The sequence below is a fragment of the Pseudomonas fluorescens genome, from assembly GCF_000967965.1.
GTDB classification, from domain to species: Bacteria; Pseudomonadota; Gammaproteobacteria; order Pseudomonadales; family Pseudomonadaceae; genus Aquipseudomonas; species Aquipseudomonas grandcourensis.
In genome coordinates, this window is the sequence record NZ_LACC01000012.1 from 175,272 (window position 1) to 193,862 (window position 18,591).

Genomic DNA, 18,591 nt, shown 5'->3' on the forward strand with positions numbered 1-18,591 from the left:
GCTTCGCAGCCCAACGGGGGCAAGCCCCCTCGCCACAAGGGCGTGTGTGAACAACACAACAACAAATGTCCCTCTGAGATAACACCCTTGAGCATTCAACCCAGCACTTATTCTCCCGATATCGCAGTGCCGACCGACAAACGTGTCTTCGGCGGCCGCGACCTGTTTTCCCTGTGGTTCTCCCTCGGCATCGGCCTGATGGTCCTGCAGACCGGTGCATTGCTCGCGCCGGGCCTGGGCCTGTCCGGATCGTTGCTGGCAATTTTTCTCGGCACCCTGGTCGGCGTTCTGCTGCTGGCCACCGTCGGGGTGATCGGCAGTGACACCGGCCTGTCGTCGATGGCCGCGCTCAAGCTCAGCTTAGGCGCCAAAGGCGCGAGCCTGCCGGCGGTGTTGAACCTGCTGCAACTGATCGGCTGGGGTTCGTTCGAAATCATCGTCATGCGCGATGCCGCCAGCCTGTTGGGCGCGAAGGCTTTCAGCGAAGGCAGCCTGCTGTCCAATCCCGTGCTGTGGACGCTGTTCTTCGGCGCACTGGCGACCTTGCTGGCCGTCAGCGGTCCGCTGACTTTCGTGCGGCAGATCCTGCGCAAATGGGGCATCTGGCTGCTGCTGGCCGCGTGCACCTGGCTGACCTGGAACCTGTTCGCCAAGGCTGACCTGGCCGCGTTGTGGGCCCAGGCCGGTGACGGGTCGATGCCGTTCGCCGTGGGGTTCGACATCGCCATTGCCATGCCGCTCTCGTGGTTGCCGCTGATCGCCGACTACTCGCGCTTCGGCAAACGGGCGAAAAACGTCTTCGGTGGCACCGCCATCGGTTTCTTCATCGGTAATTTCTGGCTGATGAGCCTGGGCGTGGCCTACACCCTGGCGTTCGCGCCGAGCGGTGAAGTCAATGCCTTGCTGCTGGCGCTGGCCGGTGCCGGCCTGGGGATTCCGCTGCTGCTGATTCTTCTGGATGAATCGGAAAACGCCTTTGCCGATATTCACTCGGCGGCGGTGTCCAGCGGGATTCTGCTGCGCGCCAAAGTCGAGCACCTGGCACTGGCCATCGGCGTTATCTGCACGCTGATTGCCCTGCTGGCGCCATTGGCTCAGTACCAGAACTTCCTGTTGCTTATCGGTTCGGTGTTTGCGCCGTTGTTCGGCGTGGTGTTGGTGGATCACTTCATCCTGCGCAAGCGCAGCGCCCAGGTGGCCTCGGCCGCACTGCGCTGGCCGGCGCTGCTCGCCTGGCTGGGCGGGGTCAGCACCTATCACTTGTTGGCCAACCTGTATCCGGACATCGGTGCAACCCTGCCGGCACTGGTAGTGGCAGGGTTGCTCCAGCTCGTGCTGGGCCGGGCCTTCAGTTACGGCCGGGAAACAGCTCGGGCTTGATGATGCCGTTCAGGCGAGGGTAGGGGATCTTCAGTTCGACATGGCCCAGCGCGTAAGGCGCGATGGTGCTGGTTTCGTACTTGAGGATCACCCCTCCGTAGGTCAGCGCCACGTTCTGGGTTTTCTGGAACGGCCAGCTCTTCACGAACTCCGGTTCCTGATCGAGCTTGGTGCTGATCAGCCAGCTGTTGTGTGCCACTTGCGCGGCTTTCCAGAACGCGTCTTCCTGCCCTGGCACCAGCATGTCCGACAGCGTCAACACTTTATGCTGCTGGCGCGAATAGTTGATGAAACCTCGACCTGGGGTGCCATGGGCACCGCCAGTGTCCAGGTAGCTGGACAATTCGACGATCACCAAGCCGTCATGCTGCTCGCGTACCTTTGCCTGCAGATAGCTGCTGTTGCGCGGGCCGGCGGTGCGCAAAAACTCATCGCGATAGGCTGCCAGGGTCGGCGCGACGGGGGCGTCAGGCGAGGTACGGGTCAATTGCAGCAGGCGTTTTTCGATGATGCCGTCCAGTGCAGGCTCGTCCGGGAAGTGCAGGGTGTCGATGTTGACCAGCGGGCAATCCGGGTTGCTGCAACCGGGCTTGAGTTGCTCGGAGGCGTCGCGGGTGGTTTCCAGCGGCGTCCGGTAGTTGGGCTGGAACAGGCTCGCGCAAGCGCCCAGGGTCAGGGCGATAGCGGCCACGGAGGCGATTTTGAAAAGCGACATGAGCGTCCTTTCTGAAACAGGGGAAGGCAAAAAGTTACCGGCTTCGACTCTCAACAAAGCAGTCAGTTCGCCACTAAGCTAATTAGAGTGGGTTTCGCCCTCACCGTCTATCCCGCTGACGGGAAAGGGGCTGCATCAAACGTCACGGGCGCGTTAGGATGGCGCGAAGTCGAGGCCCAGGAAAAAAGCAACCTCGAACAGGATTTGCAGTAAAAGAGGATAGTCATGACGGATTTTGCCAACGCCATTCCGACCGCCGTTGATATCGTGCGGCGCGAAAAGTGCTACGAGGGCTTCTACAAACTCGAACGCGTGCACTTGCGCCACGAATTGTTCGCCGGGGGCATGAGCCGCGAGATCAATCGTGAAGTGTTCGTTCGCCATGACGCGGTCTGCATGCTGCCTTACGACCCGCAGCGCGATGAAGTGGTGCTGATCGAGCAGTTTCGCGTCGGTGCCATGGGCAAGACCGACAACCCGTGGCTGATCGAACTGGTCGCTGGTCTGATCGACAAGGATGAAGTGCCGGAAGCAGTTGCTCACCGCGAGGCGCAGGAGGAAGCTGGGCTGGTAATCGGGGCGCTCTGGCCGATGCTCAAATATTTTCCATCGCCGGGCGGCAGCAACGAGTTCGTGCATTTGTACCTGGGGCGTTGTGACACCACCGGGGTTGGCGGCCTGCATGGGCTGGAGGAAGAGGCAGAAGATATTCGCGTCACGGTCTGGGCTTTCGAAGATGCCCTGCAAGCCGTGCGCGACGGACGTATTGCCAACGCGGCGAGCATCATTGCCTTGCAATGGCTGGCTTTGAACCGTGTTGAAGTGAGGGGGTTATGGTCGTAAACAAGCTGCGCGATCGCTATCGGGTGGACCTGGTGGGGCTGCAAGCGTCCTGCGAGGCGAACTACGCGCGCCTGATGCGACTGCTGCCGGACATGCGCAGCGAGCCTGCCGCGCGGCGCATCGCCGTGACCCATGGCGACCAGATGCTCGGCGTGCTGGCCCTGGAAGTGCTGCTGACCTGTCCTTACACCACGACCCTGCAAGTGCGTCAGGAGCACAGCCTGCCCTGGCTGCCGGTGCCGCAACTGGAAGTGCAGGTCTATCACGACGCGCGCATGGCCGAAGTGGTCAGCGCCGAACATGCACGACGCTTTCGCGGCATCTATCCTTACCCGAATGCCTCGATGCACCAGCCGGACGAAAAGGCCCAGCTGAACATGTTTCTGGGCGAATGGCTGAGCCATTGCCTGGCGCTGGGGCATGAGTACGAAGTAGTACGTTAGTTGTGAAGCGCAGTTGTGAACTGTGTCAGGTTCACAGGTTTCCCCTTTTGATCGTCCCCCAGCATAATTGCGGCACTTATCCATCCCCGTGATCACGCCCTGGGAGAACGCCTTGCCGAGCGTATCCACATTGACCACCGCCGATCCGGCGTTGCTGGTGCAAATCTCCGACAGCCACCTGTTTGCCGAAGCGGACGGCGTGTTGCTGGGCATGAACACCCGCGACAGCCTGCAAAAGGTCATCGAACTGGTGCGCGCGCAACAGCCGCGGATTGACTTGATCCTGGCCACAGGTGACCTGTCCCAGGACGGGACGCTGGAGTCCTACCAGCTGTTTCGCGACATGACGCGCCAGCTCGATGCGCCGGCGCGCTGGATTCCCGGCAATCACGATGAGCCGCAGATCATGGCCGAGGCGGCGGTGCAGAGCGCTTTGCTGGAACCTGTGGTGGATATCGGCAACTGGCGGGTCACCTTGCTCGATTCGGCGGTGCCAGGCTCGGTGCCGGGTTATTTGCAGGATGAACAGCTGCAGTTGCTCGCCCGCTCGTTGAGCGAAGCGCCGGAACGCCATCATCTGGTGTGCTTCCACCATCACCCGGTGTCCATCGGTTGTGCATGGATGGAGCCGATTGGCTTGCGCAATCCCGAGGCGCTGTTCGCCGTGCTGGACCGTTTCGAACAGGTGCGTGCAGTGTTGTGGGGGCATGTGCATCAGGAAGTCGACCAGATGCGCAATGGTGTGCGGTTGATCGCCTCGCCCTCGACCTGCATCCAGTTCGAGCCGGGGAGCGAGGATTTCAAGGTCGGGGAACAGGCGCCGGGCTATCGCTGGTTGCGGTTGCTGCCCGACGGGCGGCTGGAAACCGGGGTGGAGCGGGTCACCGGGTTTGATTTCACCGTGGATTACGGTTCCAACGGCTACTGAAACACCCCCCCCTGTAGGAGCAGCCGGTCGACGCTCGATTGCTCGCGATTAGCCTGAGAGCGCCGCAGGGCGCCAGGTTTTCACCGTTATCGTTGACGACCATCGCGAGCAAGCTCGCTCCTACAGTAAACTCCGCCTCTTTAGCCGACGCACAGGGAGCTCAAATGTCCGGTTCGATCCTTTATATCCACGGCTTCAACAGCTCGCCGTTGTCGAAGAAGGCCTGCCAGTTGATCGACGTGATGGAGCGACTGGGCCTGAGCGAACACTTGCGTGTTCCGGCATTGCACCACCACCCGCGCCGCGCTATCGAGCAGCTGGAACAGGCGATCGCCGAGCTGGGGCGACCACTGCTGGTCGGCAGCTCGCTCGGCGGCTACTATGCCACTCACTTGGCTGAGCGCCTTGGCTTGAAAGCCCTGTTGATCAACCCTGCCGTCAGCCCGCACCGGATGTTCGACGGCTTTCTGGGGACGCAGAAAAACCTGTATACCGAAGAGACCTGGGAAATGACCCACGACCACGTGACGGCCCTGGCCGAACTGGAAGTGCCGGCACCCCAGGAACCGCAGCGTTATCAGGTATGGTTGCAGACAGCTGACGAAACGCTGGACTATCGCCTCGCCCAGCAGTATTACCGGGCATGCGCCTTGCGTATCCAGGCCGGCGGCGACCACAGTTTCCAGGGTTTTGCCACGCGACTGCCGGCCATGTTGAGTTTTGCCGGCATTGGCGCCGATTTGTATCAGGCAATCGATTTCACCGCATTGTGAGCGATAGCCCATGAATTCTTTTTTCACCGAACACTGACGACGAGACCCCATGGCCACTCCCAGCGCTAGCTCTTATAACGCAGACGCCATCGAAGTCCTCTCGGGCCTCGACCCGGTGCGCAAACGCCCCGGCATGTACACCGACACCAGTCGGCCGAACCACCTTGCCCAGGAAGTCATCGACAACAGTGTCGACGAAGCCTTGGCCGGGCATGCCACATCGGTACAGGTGATCCTGCATGCCGACCATTCCGTAGAAGTCAGCGACGACGGCCGTGGCATGCCGGTGGACATTCACCCCGAGGAAGGAGTTTCGGGCGTTGAGTTGATCCTCACCAAGCTGCATGCCGGTGGCAAGTTCTCCAACAAGAACTACCAGTTCTCCGGCGGTCTGCACGGGGTGGGTATTTCCGTGGTCAACGCCTTGTCCACCGAAGTGCGGGTGCGGGTAAAGCGTGACGGCAACGAATACCAGATGACCTTCAAGGATGGCTACAAGGCCACCGAGCTGGAGATCATCGGTACGGTCGGCAAGCGCAACACCGGCACCAGCGTGTTCTTTGCGCCGGATCCGAAATACTTCGACTCCCCAAAATTCTCCATCAGCCGCCTCAAGCATGTGCTCAAGGCCAAGGCCGTTCTGTGCCCGGGCTTGCTGGTCAGCTTTGAAGACAAGGCCACCGGCGAGAAAGTCGAATGGCATTACGAAGACGGCTTGCGTTCCTACCTGGTGGATGCGGTCAGCGAATTCGAGCGCCTGCCGAACGAACCGTTCTGCGGCGCTTTTGCCGGTAACAAAGAAGCCGTGGATTGGGCGCTGCTGTGGCTGCCGGAAGGCGGCGATGCGGTGCAGGAAAGTTACGTCAACCTGATCCCGACCGCCCAGGGCGGTACCCACGTCAACGGCTTGCGCCAAGGCCTGCTCGACGCCATGCGCGAGTTCTGCGAGTTCCGCAGCCTGCTGCCGCGTGGTGTGAAGCTGGCGCCGGAAGACGTCTGGGAGCGCATCGCCTTCGTGCTGTCGATGAAGATGCAGGAACCGCAATTCTCCGGCCAGACCAAGGAGCGCCTGTCTTCTCGTGAAGCGGCGGCGTTCGTCTCCGGTGTGGTCAAGGATGCGTTCAGCCTGTGGCTCAACGCCAACCCGGAAACCGGCATGCTGCTGGCGGAACTGGCGATCAACAACGCCGGTCGTCGCCTCAAGGCCAGCAAGAAGGTCGAGCGCAAACGCATTACCCAAGGCCCGGCGCTGCCGGGCAAGCTGGCCGATTGTGCCGGGCAAGACCCGATGCGTTCCGAGCTGTTCCTGGTCGAAGGTGATTCCGCTGGCGGCTCGGCCAAACAGGCGCGGGACAAGGAATTCCAGGCGATCCTGCCGTTGCGCGGCAAGATCCTCAACACCTGGGAAGTCGACGGCAGCGAAGTGCTCGCCAGTCAGGAAGTGCACAACATTGCCGTGGCCATCGGCGTCGATCCAGGCGCGGCGGACATGAGCCAGCTGCGCTACGGCAAGATCTGCATCCTCGCCGACGCCGACTCCGACGGTCTGCACATCGCAACTTTGCTGTGCGCCTTGTTCGTCCAGCATTTCCGCCCGTTGGTGGATGCCGGTCACGTCTACGTCGCGATGCCGCCGTTGTACCGCATCGACCTGGGCAAAGAGATCTACTACGCCCTCGATGAAGCCGAGCGCGATGGCATCCTCGATCGCCTGGTGGCCGAGAAGAAGCGCGGCAAGCCGCAAGTCACCCGATTCAAGGGGCTGGGCGAAATGAACCCGCCGCAGTTGCGCGAGACCACCATGGACCCGAACACTCGGCGTCTGGTGCAGTTGACCCTGGAAGATTTCGAGGCTACCTCGGAAATGATGGACATGCTGCTGGCGAAGAAACGCGCCGGTGACCGCAAGACCTGGCTGGAGTCCAAGGGCAACCTGGCCGAGGTGCTGGGCTGATGCGTCTGGGCTTTGCCCTGGCCTGTGGGTTGCTGCTGACGTCGATTACGGTATTTGCCGAGCCGGCGCCACAGCTGCGCCTGTTGTCCGGGCATGCCGTCGAAGGCATGCGCGGCGGCAACCTGTCCGGGCTGGCGCAGTGCGGCAATGACCTGTGGACGGTTTCCGACCGTGATGATGACCAGATCTACCGCCTCGATACCCGCGAATCCGTATGGCAGGCCGAAACGGTGCACATCGACGTACCGACGGTGCCTGACAGCGGTTTGCCTTGGGGGCTGAAGGCTCGCGTCTGGGGGGCTTCGTTTGTGCGTGGCGGTGATCTGGACTTCGAAGGCATCACCTGCGACAGCGCCGGCAATCGCTACATCGTCAGCGAAGGCCATGCCGCTGTCTTGCAAGTGCCGCCAACGGGGCCTGCCACCTGGCTGAAAGTTTCGCCGATGATGGTTCGCGAAGCACGGGCCAGAGGCCTGCTGTTGCAATTCAATGCGCTGTTCGAAGGGCTGGTGATCAATCCGGCGGGGGATCAGATGTGGCTCGCCGCCGAGCGTCAAGGCCGGGGACTGCTGATGATCAAGCGCCAGCAGACGTTGTGGGATTGCGACGGTGGTTGCGTGTTGCTGAGCGAGGCGGGCATGGAAATGCAGCCCGAGCAGTTTCCCCATGCCAAGCCTGTCCCGCGGGATTTTTCTGACCTGTCGCTGTTCAACGGCAAGCTGTTCACCCTTGAACGCAATGCCTTCCAGATCTGCCGCCGTGATGCACAGACGGCCAAGGTCGAGCGCTGCTGGTCGTACGCCGACGAGCTGTTGCAGGAAAACCGTCGTTATTCACAGAATTACGGGTTGGAAGAAGCGTTGATCGTGGATGCCGATGGCGCCTGGATCGGCGTTGACAATAACTTCGGCGCGCGCGCCGATGGCGAAGTCCGCCCGGTGGTCTGGCGCTTCGCTGCACCGGACGGTGGCTGGAGTGCCAATCCATGAGGCAACAAAGCCCGGGGCAGCGAATCGGCCGGGTGTTCATGGTGCTGGCCTGGTGTGCGGCGCTGTTTCTGGCCACGCGTTTTTTCGGCCAGTGGGAAGCGCGTCAGCAAAATCCGAATGTGGTAGTCAGTTCGGAGCAGGGCGAAGGTTTCATCGAGGTGAAACTGGTGAGCAATGTGCAGGGGCATTTCGTCGCCAGCGGCCAGATCAACGGCCAGCCGGTGGACTTCATGCTCGATACCGGGGCGACCGATGTATCGATCCCTCTGGACCTGGCCAAGCGTTTGAAGCTCGAAGAAGGATTCGGCGTGACCCTGAGCACGGCCAATGGCCTGAGCCAGGGCTATCGCACCCGTATCGAACGCCTGCAACTGGGCGACATCGTGCTGCGGGATGTACGCGCACTGGTGGCCCCGGGGCTGCATGGCGATCAGGTGTTGCTCGGCATGAGCGCACTGAACAAACTTGAATTTACCCAGCGCGGTGGCACCATGCTGCTGCGCCAGACAACGAACCGATGAGGCCCGCATGAGCGACTCCCTTGATCTCAGCCTGGACGGTGTAGAACGCCGGTCACTGGCTGACTTCACCGAAAATGCCTACCTCAACTACTCCATGTACGTGATCATGGACCGTGCCCTGCCGCATATCGGCGACGGCCTGAAACCGGTACAGCGTCGCATCATTTATGCGATGAGCGAGTTGGGGCTGGACGCCGATTCCAAGCACAAGAAATCGGCGCGTACCGTCGGTGACGTGCTCGGTAAGTTCCACCCCCACGGCGACTCGGCCTGCTACGAAGCCATGGTGCTGATGGCCCAGCCGTTCAGCTATCGCTACACGCTGGTCGACGGCCAGGGCAACTGGGGTGCGCCGGACGATCCCAAGTCCTTCGCCGCCATGCGTTATACCGAAGCGCGGCTGTCGCGTTATTCCGAAGTGCTGCTCAGCGAGCTGGGCCAGGGCACGGCGGACTGGGGCCCGAACTTCGACGGCACGCTGGACGAGCCACTGGTGTTGCCGGCCCGTCTGCCGAACATCCTGCTCAACGGCACCACGGGTATCGCCGTGGGCATGGCCACCGACGTTCCGCCGCACAACCTGCGGGAAGTCGCCACGGCGTGCGTGCGTTTGCTCGACGAGCCGAAGGCCACGGTCGAGCAGCTCTGTGAACACATCCAGGGCCCGGACTACCCGACCGAAGCGGAAATCATCACCCCGCGCGCCGACCTGCTGAAAATCTACGAAACCGGTCGTGGTTCGGTGCGCATGCGCGCCGTGTATCACATCGAAGACGGCGACATCATCGTCACCTCGCTGCCGCATCAGGTCTCGGGCGCCAAGGTGCTGGAGCAGATCGCCGCGATGATGCAGGCCAAGCCGTCCAAAGCGCCGCAAATTGCCGACCTGCGTGACGAATCCGACCACGAAAACCCGTGCCGGATCGTGATCATTCCGGGTGCGCGGAAAAACTTCGACCACGATGCGCTGATGCAGCACCTGTTCGCCAGCACCGAGCTGGAGTCGAGCTACCGGGTCAACATCAACATCATCGGCCTGGACGGCAAGCCGCAGCTGAAAAACCTGCGGGCGCTGCTGGTCGAATGGCTGGAGTTCCGGGTGCAGACCGTGCGTCGTCGCCTGCAATTCCGCCTCGACAAGGTCGAGCGTCGCCTGCACCTGTTGGATGGTTTGTTGATTGCCTACCTCAACCTGGATGAAGTGATCCACATCATCCGAACCGAGGAGCATCCGAAAGCTGCGCTGATCGAGCGTTTCGCCCTGAGCGAAATCCAGGCTGACTATATCCTCGACACCCGTCTGCGTCAGTTGGCGCGACTGGAAGAGATGAAGCTGCGTGCCGAGCAGGATGAACTGCTCAAGGAACAAGCCAAGCTGCAGGCCCTGCTGAGCAGCGAAACCAAGTTGAAAAAACTGGTGCGCAGCGAACTGATCAAGGACGCTGAAACCTACGGGGATGACCGTCGGTCGCCTATCGTCGAGCGCGCCGAAGCCAAGGCCCTGACCGAGCACGATCTACTGCCGAACGAGAAAGTGACGGTCGTGCTGTCGGAAAAAGGCTGGATTCGCTCCGCCAAGGGCCACGAGATCGACGCCACCGGGCTTTCCTACAAGGCCGGGGACGGTTTCAGGGCGCTGGCAGCCGGGCGCTCCAACCAGTTTGCCGTGTTTATCGACTCCACCGGCCGCAGTTATTCGGTGGCCGCCCACACCTTACCGTCGGCCCGTGGCCAGGGCGAGCCGCTGACCGGTCGCCTGACGCCGCCGCCAGGGGCGAGTTTCGAATGTGTGCTGATGCCGGAAGACGATGCGCTGTATGTGATTGCCTCCGACGCCGGCTACGGCTTCGTGGTCAAGGGTGAAGACCTGCAGGCCAAGAATAAGGCGGGCAAGGCCCTGCTGAGCCTGCCGAACAACGCCAAGGTCATGCTGCCGCGCCCTGTGGCCGATCGTGAGCAGAACTGGCTGGCGTCGGTGACGACCGAAGGTCGCCTGCTGATCTTCAAGATCAGCGACCTGCCACAATTAGGTAAGGGCAAAGGCAACAAGATCATCGGGATTCCCGGTGAGCGAGTGGCCAGTCGCGAAGAGTATGTGACGGACATCGCCGTATTGCCGGACGGTGCAACATTGGTGTTGCAGGCCGGGAAACGTACCTTGTCACTGAAAGCGGACGACCTCGAACACTACAAGGGTGAACGTGGCCGTCGTGGCAATAAGTTGCCGCGTGGCTTCCAGCGGGTAGATGCGCTGCTCGTCGAAAACCTCAATTAGGCGACCTAGGGGGCGTTCTCGACTGGTTTCACCACCGCGCCGGGTCTGCTGTTGAGCAGGGCAAGGCGCGAGAAGCGAGGTTTGGTCATTCCAAATAAGCTTCGAGCAACACAGCCCAGCACAACAGCAGGCCCGGCCCTTCGGGTTGTGCCTTAAAGCGGGCCAGGCTGCGTTGGAGGCCTTGGAAAGGGAACAACCATTACCAGCGGCCTGCGCCTTGCCTGGCCCGCTTTAAGGCGACAACGCGGTGGTGAAACCAGGCGAGAACGCCCCCTGGAAGCGCCGAACTACGAATTAACCCGTAGTTCGGCGCTTTGCGCTGGAGTCGGAACGCATATTCACGGATGATATGGCCTTTCAAACGCCGGCATTGCCGCGCGTTCTTCATATTTGTTGAGTATTTTCACTGTGGTCAGCCTTTTAGCAACCACCTGGATGGGACGATGACTGCTCTGCGCCTTCCTTTTATTCTTTTGCTCGCCGGCGTTCTTGGCCTGGCGGGTTGCAGCGTTCACCAACCGGTGTCGCTGTATCAGCTGGACGCTGGTAGTCCGGTTCAGCCTGCGCAGAACGCGGGCATGGCGGTATTGTTGGGGCCGGTCACGGTGGCCGACTACCTGCAACGCGAAACCCTGTTGCAGCGCCAGCCGGATGGCAGCCTGCAAGCCTCGACCGACGGTCGTTGGGCTGGCAGCCTTTCGTCGGATATCGATCAGCTGCTGCTGCGTCAGGTTGCAGGTCGCCTGGACAGCCAGCGCGTAGTGCTGGCCCCGGCGACAGTAGGCTTCACCCCAGACGTTCAGGTGCTGCTGACCATCACGCGCCTGGATTCAGGTGAAAAACAACCGGCGATTCTCGACGCGCAATGGCGCCTGATCGACCGTCGCGGGCAGGTTCGCGAAAACCGCATCATCCATTTGCAGGAGCAGCATGCCGGCAGTACGGCGGCTCAGGTTCAGGCACAGGGTGTGTTGTTGCAACGCCTGGCCGAACAACTGTCGGTGGCGCTCAAGCCCCTGGCCAATCAGCCACCGATCGCCGAAGTCCCGCGCAAGCCGGCAGCCAAGGCGGCAGCACCTGCGGTAGAACAGGAAAAACAGCCGAAGATTCCGATGGCCGCGCCTATTCGTACGGATATGGAAGTGTTCCGCTTCTAAGCCTGGATGGATTTGAAACAAAGCCCGCATTGATGCGGGCTTTGTTGTTTCTGCAGGTTGGAGATATCTGGTGTCAGTTCCGGCCTCTTCGCGGGCAAGCCCGCTCCCAGAATTATCTCTGTGAACACAGATCTTGTGTACGACCACGTCCCCTGTGGGAGCGGGCTTGCCCGCGAAGGCGTCATGACAGGCAACAAAAAAGCCCGCAGACGATCGCTCATCTGCGGGCTTCTTCACATCGGGGTCAAGGCTTAAGCGCGACGCTCGTGCATCCGCGCCAATTGCCGTTCAAGCATCGATGGATACGGCTCCATCAACCGTTCCACGCAGCACGCACCTTCAGGGCTGGCAATCGGGCGGATCCGTGCGCGTTGGCGGATCAACGCGTCGTCACTGATCTTGCGCTCCACCAGCAGCAGGTTGCGGCTGTGTTGCGACAGGGCCAGTGCGTCCTGGGCGGGATCAGTCAGCAGCAGGTCGATCTGGCTCAGGCCGAACAGTTCCTCACCCAGTGTCAGGCCCAGCTGCAATTGCAGGGTGATGCCGCTGTCCGCGACTTCGATCTGCAACTGGTGGCCCAGGGCCCGCAGCAGCTCGCCACAGCAAATGGCGTTGGTCAGGTAGTCGTCGCCGCTGTCTTCGGTGTGGAACAGCATCAACGTGCTGCCATCGTTCAAGGTTTCCACTTCGCCTTGATACAGCGACGCGGCCTGGTCGAGGCAGTCGCGATAGCGTTCGAGCAGTTCTTCAAGACGCGCCCGCGGCAGGCGTCGCAGTTGCTCCTGGGAGCCCAGTTGCACCGCCAGCACCGCGCTGTGTTGCGGCACGCTCGGTGTGGCCTTGCGAATCACCGGTTGCGGGGTGCTATCCAGCGACTCGTCGCGCAGATCGGCGAACGGGTCTTCATCATCGTCATCTTCGACGGTGCTGACGATCTGCCGTGGGGCTGGCTTGAGCGCCGCTACCGGGCGGCTCTCGTCGAAACTCGGATCGCGCAGGTTACGGACTTCGAAGGCCGGGTCGGCCTCGTCATCCATGTCGTCGAATTCCGGTTCCGGTTCCGGTTCCGGCACAGGGGCGGGCTCCGGGGCGAAGTTGGCGTGCAGCTGACGCGCCAGGTCGCCGATTTCGTCCTGGCGGTCGGTGGCCGGGGTGTATTCATCGATATTGCGCAGCCACACCCGCAATTGCAGCAGCGGCGTGGAGAGATAACGCCCCATGCGCAGGCTCAGTGCCAGGGACAAAGCCAGCAGGATGGCGCTCAGAATGCCCATGCTTTGCAGGCTGATGGTCATCGGTTGCTGGAACTGGTCCATGTCCAGGCTGATGCGCAATTGCCCGGCAGTCACGTCCTGGAAGGTGATCTTGCTCTGGTACATGCCCTCGGCTTCGCCCAGCAGGCCATGCTTGGGACGCTGGCCGGACTCGGCGAGGATGCGGTTGTCCGGGCTGTAGATGGCGGCGTGGGCCACCAGCTTGTTCTTGGTCAGGTTATTGAGCAGCACATTGAGGCTGAGGATGTCGTTGGACACCAGCAGCTCGGTGGCCGAGGTGGCCGTCTGCGTGGTCAGGCTTTCGCCCAGCGCATCCGCCTGCTCGTGCATGGCCTGCTTGAACTGCAGGCCCATCACACCGGCATAGATGACCAGGGCCAGGGCGACCAGGATCACGTTATGGCTGGCGATGCGCAATGCAATCGGTACACGGCGGTGGCGCAGTGCCCGGAAGATCAGCAGGAAGAAGTTGTCGGTTTTTACTGGCGTAGGCCGGTTCACTTGAGCTCGGCTCTTTTGTCCGTGGAGTTGACGCGCAGTATAGCGACAGGCCCTAGGCCGTCAAAGCGCTCACGGTGCCCGATGGTCACTGAAAGTGGGTAGAATGCGGTTTTTTTCCACCTGCGGGGGTGCGCCTTGCGCGAAATCGTCCTGATAAACATCACGGGAGTCGACCGTCCGGGTCTGACTGCGGCCATTACCGGCGTTCTGGCCCAGGGTGGTGTGAATATTCTCGACATCGGTCAGGCGGTGATCCACGACACCTTGTCGTTCGGCATCCTGGTTGAAATTCCCGACACCGAGCAAGGCAAGTCTGTGCTCAAGGACATCCTGTTCAAGGGTTACGAGCTCGATCAACAGGTGCGTTTCACGCCAGTGTCCGAAGTGGATTACCAGCAGTGGGTCGGCAACCAGGGCAAAAAGCGCCACATCGTGACCCTGTTGACCCGCAAGGTGACAGCCGGGCAGTTGCAGGCCGTGAGCTCGATCACCGCCAAATATGGCCTGAACATCGATCACATCGATCGTCTGTCCGGGCGCATGCCGCTGGACACCCCGGCCGACAAGGGCAAGGGCTGCATCGAGTTTTCCGTGCGTGGCGAAGCGGCTGATCCGCAGGCGCTGCGTGCCGAATTCCTCAGCGTCGCCCAGGAACTGAACGTCGACATCGCCTTCCAGGAAGATTCGCTGTTCCGTCGCAACCGTCGCCTGGCAGTGTTCGATATGGACTCAACGCTGATCGAAGCCGAAGTGATAGATGAGCTGGCCAAGGCTGCCGGCGTCGGCGACAAAGTGTCGGAAATCACCGAGCGGGCGATGGCAGGTGAACTGGACTTCCGCGCCAGCTTCAAGGAGCGCCTGGCCTTGCTCAAAGGTCTGGACGTCAATGTGCTGGATTCCATCGGCGCCTCGCTGCGCCTGACCGAAGGCGCCGAAACCCTGTTCGCCGAACTCAAGCGCCTGGGCTACAAGACTGCGATTCTGTCGGGCGGCTTCACTTACTTCGCCAAGCAATTGCAGGCCAAGCTGGGTATCGACTACGTGTTCGCCAACGAACTGGAAGTGGTCGACGGCAAAGTCACTGGCGTGGCGGTCGAGCCGATTGTCGATGCGCAGCGCAAGGCGGATTTGCTGAAGGAACTGGCACACAAGGAAGGCTTGCGCCTGGAGCAGACCATTGCGGTCGGCGATGGTGCCAATGACTTGCCGATGCTGGCGATTGCCGGGTTGGGCGTGGCGTTCCGCGCCAAGCCGCTGGTGAAGCAGTCGGCCAAGCAGGCGATTTCCACCTTGGGCCTGGATGGCGTGCTGTACCTGCTGGGCTTCCGCGATCGCGACGGCCAGCTCTGATACACCCGATACAAATGTGGGAGCGGCGGTGCGGCGATCCGACTTGCTCGCGAAGGCGTCATCACATTCAACATCTATGTTGACCGTAAGTCCGCTTTCGCGAGCAAGCCCGCTCCCACAGGGGTACAGCTCGGTCCTTAGGCTTTTGGAGAGCCCATGCCCTGCCCCATCTGCACGGCTGAACCGGCGGTCATTTCTTCAGCCCACTTCACCTGATCCGGCCCGAACAGCACGACGGCGGTCGAACCCAGCTTGAAGCGTCCCAGTTCCGCACCTTTTTCCAGATGGATCGGCGCGCGCGCGGCTTCGTCGTAGCGGAAGGTTTTCAGCTCGCGTTTCGGCGGCGTAACCAGGCCGGCCCACACGGTTTCAATCGACGCAACGATCATCGCACCCACCAGCACCACAGCCATCGGCCCGCGCTCGGTGTCGAAAATGCACGCCACGCGCTCGTTGCGGGCGAACAGTTCCGGAACGTTTTCAGCGGTGGTCTGGTTGACCGAGAACAGGCGACCCGGGATGTAGACCATCTCGCGCAGGGTGCCGGCCAGCGGCATGTGCACGCGGTGGTAGTCCTTCGGCGACAGGTAGATGGTCGCGAAGTCGCCACCCATGAACGGCGCAGCGTTTGCCGCGTCGCCACCCAACAATTCCAGCACGCTGAAGCTGTGGCCCTTGGCCTGGAACACGCGGCCGTGCTCGATCGGGCCGAGCTGGCTGATCGCGCCGTCGGCCGGGCTGAGGATCGCGCCCGGGGTTTCGTCCAGCGGACGGGCGCCGTCTTTCAGGGCGCGGGTGAAGAAGGCGTTGAAGTGCTCGTAGGCGGTCAGGTCTTCGACCAGCGCCAGGGACATGTCCACCTGATAACGCTTGGCGAACCAGGCGGTAAAGGCATTCTTGAACCAGCGCACGCGGCATTCGGCGATGCAGCCGGCCAGTCGCGAGAGCAGGTTGTGGGGCAGCAGGTACTGGCCGAGGAGAAACAGACGCTTGTTCATTAACGGTCCTTAAAAATCTTAAATTTCTACCGGGGTATCGGGATGGTTGCCCCATTCGCCCCAGGAGCCGGCGTAGCCCTTGACCCGCGGATAACCGAGAGCCTTGGCCACCAGATAGGTGAAGCCAGAGCGATGGTGTGTCTGGCAGTGGGTAATCACTTCTTTGTCTTTGCTGATCCCGAGTTGTTCGAGAATCTGCGGCATGTCGGTGCGGATGCGCAGCTGGCGCGTCTGATCCATGCCGGCGGTCCATTCGAAATTGACCGCGCCGGGAATGTGCCCGCCCTTGGCTGCCAGGACTTTCTCACCGGAGTACTCCAGCGGCCCGCGTGCATCCCAGATCGCCAGGTCGGCGGCGCCGAGACGGCTTTGCAGGTATTCGCGGGTGGCGGTGGGTTCGTCGTGCAAGGTCAGTGGAACCGGGCCGCCCACGGATGGCGGGATCTGGATCGACATGGGCAAGCCTTCCGCCAGCCAGGCCGGCAGGCCGCCATCTATATAGTGGTACTTGCTGTGGCCGATGACATCCAGCAGCCAGATGAAGCGCCCGGCCCAACCGCCGCCTTCGTCGTCATACACCACGTAGACCGCATCGGGGTTGTGTCCCAGCTCACCAAACAGCGCTTCGAGTGCTGCCTGCGGAGGCATCAGCCCCGGGGCGGGGGCCTGGCCGAGCTGCGTGCGTTTCGGATCGACAAAGCGCGCGCCGGGAATGTGCCCTTCGGCGTAGCGGGCGGGACTGGTCAAGTCCACGAGAATCAGTTCGCGGGCGTCGAGTCGAGGGAGCAAGTCGCTCGGCTCGATCACCAGCGGCAAGCCAGAGAAGTCAGACATGTGAGGTCTCCAGAGCACAAAAGGGAGGATTGTAACGCAGCTTATTGGCCTCGGTGGCTAAAGCTGTGCAGGGCTTTTTCGATGCACTGTGCGGTTTTACCGAAGGCCTGTACGGAAATTTCCGAAAATGGCCCGCCGCCCTGATCCGCCACGACGATCATGATCACCCGGCCATTGTTGACCAGCGAACGCAGCAGCAAGTGTTCGCCGCTGAACTGCGAACGCAGGCTGTTGGGCAACAGGGCCGAGAATTGCGCGTTGTTGGCGGGCGTCAGGCGCACCTGGGCCTGCTGCGCGAGCAGGCGCTGCAACACGTTGCTCTGGCTGACCACGAAATTCAACCCGGCTGCCTCCTTCGGCAGCCCGGCCGTCTGGTGCACGCGCAGGTTGGCGTGGGTGCGGTCGGCCATCAGGATCATCACCCGGCGCATGCCGCAGGCCACGAGGGCGTCCCGGGCGGCGATGGTCAAGTGCATGGCGTTGGTGAAGCGACTCGGCTCGACCAGTAATTCGGCGCATTGCTTGCGCCACTTCGCCAGGTCTTCGGCGGTGGGTGCCGCCGCCGGCAGCAAGCCTGCGTGGACACGGGTCATGCCCCATGGCCAGATCAGCGACTCGGCGGGGTGCCAGAGGTCGGGCATGGCGTGTTGGCGTGCGCTGTTTGCGGCCTGCTGGTGCAATTGTTGCTGCAGTTCGTCCATCGGCATTTGCAGGTAAAGGCTGGTCAGGTACTGCCAGCGCTCACTGTGGGGGCTGTCCCAGGCGTGTTGCGCCGACAGTGCCAGCCCGTTGGCCAGCAGCACCGTATTGGCTGGTTGATTGAGCCAGCGGCGAAGGGTCGGATCGTCATCGAGGCGGTTCTGCTGGCGCAGTGGATGCCCGCTGTCACGGGCAATGCGCAGCACTTTCACCAATTCCCGCTGCTCGGTGAGCAGCAGTCGATAGCCTTGCTGCACCCAGATCGGCAAGCGCCAGGCCTCCACCAGCGCCTGGCCGATGTCCAGCAGGCGTACGCCAAACAGTTGCTGCTCGACTTTGTGTGCCGACTCGCCTTTATGGATGACCCGCAGCTCCCAGTCTTCGAGCAGTTTTGGATGGGTCAGTGCCAGTGGCCACAGGGGCGAAAGAAACAGCAGGCTGCCCCAGTGGATGTCCTGCCACAGGCGCGCCAGGCGACTGGCAAAAAAACCGTTGGCCTGTTGCGTGGCGTGCTGGCTGATCATCTGCAACTGACGCAGGGCTTTGGGAATCTCGGACTGGGGTTCGGCGGGCAGGCGCGCGAGCAGTTCTTCGGTGCGTTTCAGGCCGAGGCGATTGATCGCGACCTCAAGGTTTTCCGCAGGCTCGGCCATGCCGCCATGGGGGTGCCGGTTGGCTTCGCGAATCACGCTCAAGGCCAGGGCCGGGCTGCTTTGCATGAGGTCGGCGATATCGCGTAGCGAGCTGCGATTGTCGCGGATGGCCCTGCAAACCAGGTCGTGGCTGGCTTGCGGAACCGGCAGGCGCACGCCATCGAGAAGCTTGACCCAGCCTTCGAGAGTGGTCGGTTTCGGGGTTGGGACGTTCGTTTCGTTAACCATGGTGGGAGGCGATCATCGTCAACATTACCTATGCCCGCAAGGGGTCAAATTAGCTTTTCGCCTGAACTGGCTATAG

16 protein-coding genes are annotated in these 18,591 nt (G+C 61.8%); 11 read left to right on the forward strand and 5 right to left on the reverse strand.

Annotated features, from left to right (window positions below; all coding sequences use genetic code 11):
* The first annotated feature begins 87 nt into the window (after positions 1 to 87).
* The gene (gene cytX, locus VC35_RS10465; protein WP_046039777.1) at positions 88 to 1,380 is read left to right on the forward strand and encodes a putative hydroxymethylpyrimidine transporter CytX; all 1,293 of its coding nucleotides are present in this window, start codon (positions 88 to 90) and stop codon (positions 1,378 to 1,380) included.
* On the opposite strand, the gene VC35_RS10470 is transcribed toward cytX, so the two are convergent.
* Complete coding sequence (locus tag VC35_RS10470) at positions 1,349 to 2,095, reverse strand: RsiV family protein (protein ID WP_046039779.1); 747 nt, start codon at positions 2,093 to 2,095, stop codon at positions 1,349 to 1,351. The genes cytX and VC35_RS10470 overlap by 32 nt on opposite strands.
* A 225-nt stretch (positions 2,096 to 2,320) precedes the next feature.
* On the opposite strand from VC35_RS10470, the gene VC35_RS10475 reads away from it, so the two are divergent.
* The 9 genes from VC35_RS10475 (at position 2,321) to VC35_RS10515 (ending at position 11,978) form a co-directional block, all read left to right on the forward strand.
* The gene (locus VC35_RS10475; protein ID WP_008016925.1) at positions 2,321 to 2,938 is read left to right on the forward strand and encodes an NUDIX domain-containing protein; all 618 of its coding nucleotides are present in this window, start codon (positions 2,321 to 2,323) and stop codon (positions 2,936 to 2,938) included.
* The gene (locus VC35_RS10480) at positions 2,929 to 3,381 is read left to right on the forward strand and encodes a DUF1249 domain-containing protein (RefSeq protein WP_007977461.1); all 453 of its coding nucleotides are present in this window, start codon (positions 2,929 to 2,931) and stop codon (positions 3,379 to 3,381) included. Before VC35_RS10475 ends, VC35_RS10480 begins: the two co-directional genes overlap by 10 nt.
* A 112-nt stretch (positions 3,382 to 3,493) precedes the next feature.
* Positions 3,494 to 4,309 carry a 3',5'-cyclic-AMP phosphodiesterase gene (gene cpdA, locus VC35_RS10485; protein ID WP_046039783.1) on the forward strand — a complete coding sequence of 272 codons (816 nt, stop codon included), beginning with the start codon at positions 3,494 to 3,496 and terminating at the stop codon, positions 4,307 to 4,309.
* Positions 4,310 to 4,473: 164 nt separating this feature from the next.
* A complete protein-coding gene (locus tag VC35_RS10490) occupies positions 4,474 to 5,082 on the forward strand; it encodes a YqiA/YcfP family alpha/beta fold hydrolase (RefSeq protein ID WP_046039786.1) in 609 nt (202 codons plus the stop codon).
* A 49-nt stretch (positions 5,083 to 5,131) separates the two neighbouring features.
* The gene (gene parE / locus VC35_RS10495; protein WP_046039788.1) at positions 5,132 to 7,036 is read left to right on the forward strand and encodes a DNA topoisomerase IV subunit B; all 1,905 of its coding nucleotides are present in this window, start codon (positions 5,132 to 5,134) and stop codon (positions 7,034 to 7,036) included.
* On the forward strand, positions 7,036 to 8,025 hold the full coding sequence (locus VC35_RS10500) for an esterase-like activity of phytase family protein (RefSeq protein WP_046039789.1): 990 nt from the start codon (positions 7,036 to 7,038) through the stop codon (positions 8,023 to 8,025). The genes parE and VC35_RS10500 overlap by 1 nt, the downstream gene beginning before the upstream one ends.
* A complete protein-coding gene (locus tag VC35_RS10505) occupies positions 8,022 to 8,546 on the forward strand; it encodes a retropepsin-like aspartic protease family protein (RefSeq protein ID WP_046039790.1) in 525 nt (174 codons plus the stop codon). Before VC35_RS10500 ends, VC35_RS10505 begins: the two co-directional genes overlap by 4 nt.
* 7 nt (positions 8,547 to 8,553) lie before the next feature.
* On the forward strand, positions 8,554 to 10,821 hold the full coding sequence (gene parC / locus VC35_RS10510; protein ID WP_046039792.1) for a DNA topoisomerase IV subunit A: 2,268 nt from the start codon (positions 8,554 to 8,556) through the stop codon (positions 10,819 to 10,821).
* Positions 10,822 to 11,264: 443 nt separating this feature from the next.
* Positions 11,265 to 11,978 carry a PqiC family protein gene (locus VC35_RS10515; RefSeq protein WP_046039793.1) on the forward strand — a complete coding sequence of 238 codons (714 nt, stop codon included), beginning with the start codon at positions 11,265 to 11,267 and terminating at the stop codon, positions 11,976 to 11,978.
* Positions 11,979 to 12,229: 251 nt separating this feature from the next.
* Here the strand turns inward: VC35_RS10515 and VC35_RS10520 are convergent, their stop codons facing one another.
* Complete coding sequence (locus VC35_RS10520) at positions 12,230 to 13,753, reverse strand: AhpA/YtjB family protein (protein ID WP_046039795.1); 1,524 nt, start codon at positions 13,751 to 13,753, stop codon at positions 12,230 to 12,232.
* A 135-nt stretch (positions 13,754 to 13,888) separates the two neighbouring features.
* On the opposite strand from VC35_RS10520, the gene serB reads away from it, so the two are divergent.
* Positions 13,889 to 15,103, forward strand: coding sequence for a phosphoserine phosphatase SerB (serB, locus tag VC35_RS10525; protein ID WP_046039796.1), 1,215 nt, complete (start codon positions 13,889 to 13,891; stop codon positions 15,101 to 15,103).
* 137 nt (positions 15,104 to 15,240) lie between these two features.
* On the opposite strand, the gene asd is transcribed toward serB, so the two are convergent.
* From asd to VC35_RS10540, 3 genes are read right to left on the reverse strand one after another with little or no spacing between them, the layout of a single operon-like run.
* Positions 15,241 to 16,101 (reverse strand): archaetidylserine decarboxylase, encoded by an 861-nt coding sequence (gene asd, locus VC35_RS10530; RefSeq protein WP_046039797.1) that lies wholly within the window; start codon positions 16,099 to 16,101, stop codon positions 15,241 to 15,243.
* A gap of 18 nt (positions 16,102 to 16,119) precedes the next feature.
* A complete protein-coding gene (rhdA, locus tag VC35_RS10535; protein WP_046039798.1) occupies positions 16,120 to 16,935 on the reverse strand; it encodes a thiosulfate sulfurtransferase in 816 nt (271 codons plus the stop codon).
* Between the two features lie 41 nt (positions 16,936 to 16,976).
* Positions 16,977 to 18,515, reverse strand: a complete 1,539-nt coding sequence (locus tag VC35_RS10540) for an HDOD domain-containing protein (protein ID WP_046039799.1) — start codon at positions 18,513 to 18,515, stop codon at positions 16,977 to 16,979.
* Between the last annotated feature and the right edge of the window lie 76 nt (positions 18,516 to 18,591).